Source organism: Novosphingobium huizhouense (assembly GCF_020179475.1).
GTDB lineage: Bacteria > Pseudomonadota > Alphaproteobacteria > Sphingomonadales > Sphingomonadaceae > Novosphingobium > Novosphingobium huizhouense.
In genome coordinates this window covers 1-5,835 of the sequence record NZ_JAILXZ010000009.1, presented here as the reverse complement: position 1 = coordinate 5,835, position 5,835 = coordinate 1, and the positions used below count along the sequence as shown (strand labels likewise).

Sequence of the window (5,835 nt, the reverse complement as noted above, 5' to 3'; positions counted from 1 at the left end):
GGGATGGTTGTCCGCCTGATTTTGTCTCTTTCGGGTCCTTTGGCCTGGGGATGGGACGGGGTTGAGTGGTTCTTTGACATTGTTGGTTTAGATGAAGGGACATGTGGGCGACGGCGCCCGGTCCGGGGGTCTTTGGGCTCCGGTAACCGGTTAAGCAAGCCGATGTCGTGCATATGTCCTTCGTATCCATTACGTTTGACAAGTGCAGGTATCGGCTCCCGGAGTTCGGCACTGGACGGTTGGCGGGAATATTCCCGTGCTGTTTGGTGTTGTGACACAACTTGAGAGTTTGATCCTGGCTCAGAACGAACGCTGGCGGCATGCCTAACACATGCAAGTCGAACGAAGGCTTCGGCCTTAGTGGCGCACGGGTGCGTAACGCGTGGGAATCTGCCCTTTGCTTCGGAATAACAGTTAGAAATGACTGCTAATACCGGATGATGACTTCGGTCCAAAGATTTATCGGCAAAGGATGAGCCCGCGTAGGATTAGGTAGTTGGTGGGGTAAAGGCCTACCAAGCCGACGATCCTTAGCTGGTCTGAGAGGATGATCAGCCACACTGGGACTGAGACACGGCCCAGACTCCTACGGGAGGCAGCAGTGGGGAATATTGGACAATGGGCGCAAGCCTGATCCAGCAATGCCGCGTGAGTGATGAAGGCCCTCGGGTCGTAAAGCTCTTTTACCCGGGATGATAATGACAGTACCGGGAGAATAAGCCCCGGCTAACTCCGTGCCAGCAGCCGCGGTAATACGGAGGGGGCTAGCGTTGTTCGGAATTACTGGGCGTAAAGCGCACGTAGGCGGCTACTCAAGTCAGAGGTGAAAGCCCGGAGCTCAACTTCGGAACTGCCTTTGAAACTAGGTAGCTAGAATCTTGGAGAGGTCAGTGGAATTCCGAGTGTAGAGGTGAAATTCGTAGATATTCGGAAGAACACCAGTGGCGAAGGCGACTGACTGGACAAGTATTGACGCTGAGGTGCGAAAGCGTGGGGAGCAAACAGGATTAGATACCCTGGTAGTCCACGCCGTAAACGATGATAACTAGCTGTCCGGGCACTTGGTGTTTGGGTGGCGCAGCTAACGCATTAAGTTATCCGCCTGGGGAGTACGGTCGCAAGATTAAAACTCAAAGGAATTGACGGGGGCCTGCACAAGCGGTGGAGCATGTGGTTTAATTCGAAGCAACGCGCAGAACCTTACCAGCCTTTGACATCCCGCGCTACTTTCAGAGATGATTGGTTCCCTTCGGGGACGCGGTGACAGGTGCTGCATGGCTGTCGTCAGCTCGTGTCGTGAGATGTTGGGTTAAGTCCCGCAACGAGCGCAACCCTCGTCCTTAGTTGCCATCATTTAGTTGGGCACTCTAAGGAAACCGCCGGTGATAAGCCGGAGGAAGGTGGGGATGACGTCAAGTCCTCATGGCCCTTACAGGCTGGGCTACACACGTGCTACAATGGCGGTGACAGTGGGCAGCAAACTCGCGAGAGTGAGCTAATCTCCAAAAGCCGTCTCAGTTCGGATTGTTCTCTGCAACTCGAGAGCATGAAGGCGGAATCGCTAGTAATCGCGGATCAGCATGCCGCGGTGAATACGTTCCCAGGCCTTGTACACACCGCCCGTCACACCATGGGAGTTGGGTTCACCCGAAGGCGTTGCGCTAACTCGCAAGAGAGGCAGGCGACCACGGTGGGCTTAGCGACTGGGGTGAAGTCGTAACAAGGTAGCCGTAGGGGAACCTGCGGCTGGATCACCTCCTTTCTAAGGATTTGGCAGAAAGCGCCGGCACTAGCTGCTGGAGGGGCTTCTTCCATTCCAAAGAACATGCCGTCGTCCTCATGTCCCTTCATCCTGGAGATCAGCAAGGAATCATCCTTGCTGTCAGCCTGAGCTGGCTTCTGCCGTGCGCGGCGCCGATCGTATGATTGGGGCGAGCGCAGGTGCGGGATGGGCCGGTAGCTCAGGTGGTTAGAGCGCACGCCTGATAAGCGTGAGGTCGCAAGTTCAACTCTTGCTCGGCCCACCATTCCGCAACGATTGGTGCGGGGCCTTAGCTCAGCTGGGAGAGCGGTTGCTTTGCAAGCATCAGGTCATCGGTTCGATCCCGATAGGCTCCACCAAGTCGCAGCCGCCGGACAAATTAGCGGAGCTAATTTGCCAAGCGGCAAGACCGGCCAGCGCGGAAATGCTGCGCCATAAGGCGCGGCTTTGCCGCGACTGACGGCGCAGGCGGCATGGGCCGAGGCCCTTGGTGCAAGGCGCTTTCTCGAAGACACTCCAGAGATGAAGACACGAAATCCGGCTTTTGCCGGTAGGCGGGATCTGCCCGCATCTTTGACATTGTGAATGGGTTTTTTAATCGATGCCGTGGCGCATCGTATCCTCAGACGTTGGGGGTATATATGATGCGGCACAACAGATGATTATTATCTGGCTGAGATTATCGTCCACGCCTCAAAAACAACGACCGTGTTTATGCAAGGCTGTCGTTGATGGTGTGGATTCTCAAGCGTGAGGTAAGAGCATTTGGTGGATGCCTTGGCATGTACAGGCGATGAAGGACGTGGCACGCTGCGATAAGCGTCGGGGAGTTGTGAGCAAACTTTGATCCGGCGATTTCCGAATGGGGAAACCCACCTTCACCATTTCTCTCGATGGGCAAGCAATTGCGGATCGAGTGAGGTGGATAAGGTATCATCAGGGTGAATATATAGCCTTGGTGAAGCGAACCCGGGGAACTGAAACATCTCAGTACCTGGAGGAAAAGACATCAACCGAGATTCCGTTAGTAGTGGCGAGCGAACGCGGACCAGGCCAGTGCCTCATCTTCAACTAGCAGAACGCTTTGGAAAGAGCGGCCATAGCGGGTGACAGCCCCGTATGCGAAAGTGATGGATGAGGACTCGAGTAGGGCGGGACACGTGTAATCCTGTCTGAACATGGGGGGACCACCCTCCAAGCCTAAATACTCGTACATGACCGATAGCGAACACAGTACCGTGAGGGAAAGGTGAAAAGCACCCCGATGAGGGGAGTGAAACAGTACCTGAAACCGAATGCTTACAAGCAGTAGGAGCTCCACAGGGAGTGACTGCGTACCTCTTGCATAATGGGTCAGTGACTTAGTTTATCATGCGAGCTTAAGCCGTTAGGTGTAGGCGCAGCGAAAGCGAGTCTGAATAGGGCGACAGAGTATGATGAATTAGACCCGAAACCCGGTGATCTAGGCATGACCAGGTTGAAGGTGCGGTAACACGCACTGGAGGACCGAACCGTTGAATGTTGAAAAATTCTCGGATGAGTTGTGTTTAGGGGTGAAAGGCCAATCAAACCGGGAAATAGCTGGTTCTCCGCGAAATCTATTGAGGTAGAGCGTCGGACGTATACCGTTGGGGGTAGAGCACTGGATGGATGCGGGGGTCGCGAGATCTACCAACTCTAACCAAACTCCGAATACCAACGAGATTTATCCGGCAGACAGACGGCGGGTGCTAAGGTCCGTCGTCAAAAGGGAAACAGCCCTAACCTACAGCTAAGGTCCCCAAGTCACGTCTAAGTGGGAAAGCATGTGGGAATCCCAAAACAACCAGGAGGTTGGCTTAGAAGCAGCCATCCTTTAAAGAAAGCGTAACAGCTCACTGGTCTAAACAAGGGTTCCTGCGGCGAAGATGTAACGGGGCTCAAGACGTGCACCGAAGCTTAGGGTTCGGCACTATGTGCCGAGCGGTAGCGGAGCGTTCCGTAGGCCTGCGAAGCGGGAGGGTAACCGACCGTGGAGGTATCGGAAGTGCGAATGCTGACATGAGTAGCGACAAAGAGGGTGAGATGCCCTCTCGCCGAAAGACCAAGGGTTCCTGCTTAAAGCTAATCTGAGCAGGGTGAGCCGGCCCCTAAGACGAGCCCGAAGGGGGTAGTCGATGGGAACCACGTTAATATTCGTGGGCCTGGTGGTGTGTGACGGATCATGTGTGTTGTCACTCCTTAACGGATTGGAGTGGCTTCGAAATGGTTCCAGGAAATAGCCCCACCGTATAGACCGTACCCGAAACCGACACAGGTGGTCTGGTAGAGTATACCAAGGCGCTTGAGAGAAGTATCCTGAAGGAACTCGGCAAATTGCCTCCGTACCTTCGGAAGAAGGAGGCCCTGTCTATGCGCAAGCACTGGCAGGGGGCACAGGCCAGGGGGTAGCGACTGTTTAGCAAAAACACAGCACTCTGCTAAGTCGGCTTCAAGACGACGTATAGGGTGTGACGCCTGCCCGGTGCTCGAAGGTTAAGAGGAGGAGTGCAAGCTCCGAATTGAAGCCCGAGTAAACGGCGGCCGTAACTATAACGGTCCTAAGGTAGCGAAATTCCTTGTCGGGTAAGTTCCGACCTGCACGAATGGCGTAACGACTTCCCCACTGTCTCCAGGATATGCTCAGCGAAATTGAATTCTCCGTGAAGATGCGGAGTACCCGCGGTTAGACGGAAAGACCCCGTGCACCTTTACTGCAGCTTCAGAGTGGCATTAGGAAAGAATTGTGTAGCATAGGTGGGAGGCTTTGAAGCACCGGCGCCAGCTGGTGTGGAGCCATAGGTGAAATACCACCCTGTTGTTTTCTGATGTCTAACCCAGGACCGTTAGCCGGTTCGGGGACCCTCTGTGGCGGGTAGTTTGACTGGGGCGGTCGCCTCCTAAAGAGTAACGGAGGCGCGCGATGGTAGGCTCAGGCCGGTTGGAAACCGGCTGTTAGAGTGCAATGGCATAAGCCTGCCTGACTGCGAGATTGACGAATCGAGCAGAGACGAAAGTCGGTCATAGTGATCCGGTGGTCCCTCGTGGAAGGGCCATCGCTCAACGGATAAAAGGTACGCCGGGGATAACAGGCTGATGATTCCCAAGAGCTCATATCGACGGAATCGTTTGGCACCTCGATGTCGGCTCATCACATCCTGGGGCTGGAGCAGGTCCCAAGGGTTTGGCTGTTCGCCAATTAAAGTGGTACGTGAGCTGGGTTCAGAACGTCGCGAGACAGTTTGGTCCCTATCTGCCGTGGGCGTCGATACTTGAGAGGAGTTGCCCCTAGTACGAGAGGACCGGGGTGAACATGCCTCTGGTGTACCTGTCATTGCGCCAGCAGTGCAGCAGGGTAGCTATGCATGGACGGGATAACCGCTGAAAGCATCTAAGCGGGAAGCCTCCCTCAAGATAAGGTATCATCGAGTCGTGGTAGACCACCACGTTGATAGGCCGGGTGTGGAAGTGCGGTAACGCATGAAGCTAACCGGTCCTAATAACTCTGTTCATGCTTGAGAATCCCACCATCAACGACAGCCTTGCGGCTGCCAGATGGGCGGTATCCAGCCAGAACAACCTCATCTGTATCATCGATTGAAATCTTTGCGCCGGCTCTATTGCTTGGTGACCATAGCGTCTGTGACCCACCCGATCCCATCTCGAACTCGGCCGTGAAACCAGTCTGCGCCAATGGTACTAACGCTCAAGCGTTGGAAGAGTAGGGCGTCGCCAGGCATTAAAGCCGACGCAAAGAAAAACCCATTCACATGTGTCAAGGGCCTTCGTGCCCTCCAAAAGGGGCCCTCCAAGGCCCCTTTTTGCGTCCCAATCGACGCACACATCGATGACGCGGGGTGGAGCAGCCCGCCAACGGATCGCGCGTCGATCCAGAAAACAAATCTGCTACCGGGCTGACACGCTCAGCCCCACATGGTGACGCGGGGTGGAGCAGCCCGGTAGCTCGTCAGGCTCATAACCTGAAGGTCGCAGGTTCAAATCCTGCCCCCGCAACCAGATCCTAAACTTACCAGGCATCAATCCAAGGTTGAACC

Annotated in this window: 3 tRNA genes and 3 rRNA genes; all 6 read left to right on the top strand. The window is 55.0% G+C overall.

The annotated features are described in order from the left end of the window. The first annotated feature begins 277 nt into the window (after positions 1 to 277). The 6 genes from K3A85_RS17745 (at position 278) to K3A85_RS17720 (ending at position 5,797) form a co-directional block, all read left to right on the top strand. Positions 278 to 1,762 (top strand): 16S ribosomal RNA (locus tag K3A85_RS17745). Positions 1,763 to 1,950: 188 nt separating this feature from the next. Further along, a tRNA-Ile gene (locus K3A85_RS17740) sits at positions 1,951 to 2,027 on the top strand. A gap of 18 nt (positions 2,028 to 2,045) precedes the next feature. Beyond that, a tRNA-Ala gene (locus K3A85_RS17735) sits at positions 2,046 to 2,121 on the top strand. A gap of 386 nt (positions 2,122 to 2,507) precedes the next feature. Then, positions 2,508 to 5,300: ribosomal RNA gene (locus tag K3A85_RS17730) — 23S ribosomal RNA — on the top strand. Between the two features lie 103 nt (positions 5,301 to 5,403). Continuing rightward, positions 5,404 to 5,518: ribosomal RNA gene (gene rrf / locus K3A85_RS17725) — 5S ribosomal RNA — on the top strand. Together the 16S, 23S and 5S rRNA genes with 3 tRNA genes alongside form the textbook arrangement of a ribosomal RNA operon. A 202-nt stretch (positions 5,519 to 5,720) precedes the next feature. Then, positions 5,721 to 5,797: transfer RNA gene (locus K3A85_RS17720), tRNA-Met, on the top strand. Positions 5,798 to 5,835 lie beyond the last annotated feature (38 nt).